Annotated in this window: 3 protein-coding genes; all 3 read left to right on the forward strand. The window is 58.4% G+C overall.

All coding sequences use genetic code 11. The features are described 5' to 3' along the window. The coding region (locus tag RBA40_RS33100) for a hypothetical protein (protein WP_306653129.1) at positions 1 to 623 on the forward strand (623 nt) is incomplete at its 5' end. Continuing rightward, positions 620 to 1,543, forward strand: coding sequence for a hypothetical protein (locus tag RBA40_RS33105; protein ID WP_306653131.1), 924 nt, complete (start codon positions 620 to 622; stop codon positions 1,541 to 1,543). The genes RBA40_RS33100 and RBA40_RS33105, both read left to right, overlap by 4 nt. After that, a partial coding sequence (locus RBA40_RS33110) for a hypothetical protein (protein WP_306653133.1) occupies positions 1,543 to 1,814 on the forward strand: 272 nt, incomplete at its 3' end. The genes RBA40_RS33105 and RBA40_RS33110, both read left to right, overlap by 1 nt.

Consider the following 1,814-nt stretch of genomic DNA (forward strand, 5'->3'; position numbering starts at 1 on the left):
CTCAGGCCCAGCTCGATCAGGCCCGCGGGCAAAACACGACGTTGCTGTCGATTGCTGATGCGTTGCGCGCGTTCGGGATCGCCATGCAGACTGTGAAGGACACGCCAGCCCCGCTGTCAGTCGAGGGCTTGTTCCAGAAAGTGCTCGGTCGCAAAGGGGAGAAGAGCGGTATCGACTTTTGGACGAAGGCGTACGGCGAATCTGTCGACAACACCGAGCTGGCAGACTTCATGAAGGCGGCACAGCCGGAGCTCGACGCGCGGAAGAATGGCTCTCTGTCGGAGTTTCTGCGCACTCACGGCGTCCCCGGTTACGCCGTTGGTGGCGACTTCGGCGGCGGCCTGCGCGTAGTCGGCGAGCACGGCCCTGAACTTGAGGCAACCGGGCCGGCGCGGATCTTTAACGCTGACCAGACCCGTTCGATGCTGAACGGCGGCGGCAACGCCGACGTGGTGGCCGAACTGCGCGAGGTCCGTCGCGAGCTAGCCGAGCTGCGCGCGCCGATGGAACGAACCGCTGTGGCCACCGGCAAGTCGGCCGGCAGTACCGACCAGTTGGCGAAGCAGTTCAATAACGTCAGCTCCGGTGGAAACGCAGTCCGAATGAAGGCGGTGCCCGCATGAGCCAACCCTGTAGTGTCCTGGCACCGGTAGCGATTACCGGCGCCATGATCGTAAGCTCAGCCGTTCCGGAAGCGGATTACCCCACTTTTTCGATGTTGAAAGCGTACGCTCTCGGTGAACGGTGCATCAGCACCGTGACCCACCGGATTTACGAAAGCGTCTCCGCGTCGTCGAACGTTGGTCATGATCCGACCGATCTGATCAACCAATTCGGCGCCGTGCCGTGGTGGGTCGACCAAGGGCCGACGAATTTGTGGGCAATGTTTGACGGCTACGTTTCAACCAAAAGCGCGGCGTCGCCCTTGGCTATAACGTTGCGTCCGGGCTCATTTAATTCAGTTGCACTGTTTGGGTTGGAGGCTGACGGGCTGAGCATCGCCGTTCGCGATGCGCCAGGCGGAAACGTGATTTACGCCTATTCCGATGACCTGGAGGGGTCTGAGCCGGGTGACTACTACGAATATTTCTTTGACCGGTTTAAGCCGCAAACTGACTTCGTAGTGACGGACTTGGCCGCATTTAACAACGCTGAAATTACCGTAACCCTGACCCGGGTTACTGGCCTTGCGAGGTGTGGCCTGCTTGCACTGGGCGATATGAAGCCAATCGGGCTTACAGAGTACGGCGCGAAGGTGACGCCGAATTCCTACAGCTTCATTGATGTCGACAAATTTGGTAGAACCAAGATCACGCCTGGGGCCAACACGACGGACATGTCGGTAACGGCGAAGCTCGGGATCGCGGAGGCCGCGGCTGTCTACGCAACGTTGAAGGAAGTCCAGTCGGTCCCATGCGTTGTGATCGCGACTGATCTCGTGGATTACTCGCCTCTTCGTGTTTTCGGTTTACCGACCCCAACCCTGTCGTTCGACGGTCCAGACCTCTGCACCGTTTCCCTTGAAGTGAAAGGATTTATCTGATGGCTGTCGTTACCCCTCCAACAATCACGCCCGCGCCAACGCCCGCAATCCAGCGCGGTGACCGCACGACATTTTCCACCCGGGTCGATGCCTTCATCACCTGGCTCATTGCGGCTGTAGCTCAAGTTGGATCAGTCGCCACTAACGTTTTTAATAACGCAACAGATGCCGCAGCAAGTGCATCCTCAGCGGCAACTGATAAGGGAATTGTCAATGCAGATAAGGGCATTGTTCTCGGATACAAAAACAATGCTTTCACTGCCGCTGATGC

This window comes from Massilia pseudoviolaceinigra, from assembly GCF_030846505.1.
GTDB classification, from domain to species: domain Bacteria; phylum Pseudomonadota; class Gammaproteobacteria; order Burkholderiales; family Burkholderiaceae_D; genus Telluria_A; species Telluria_A violaceinigra.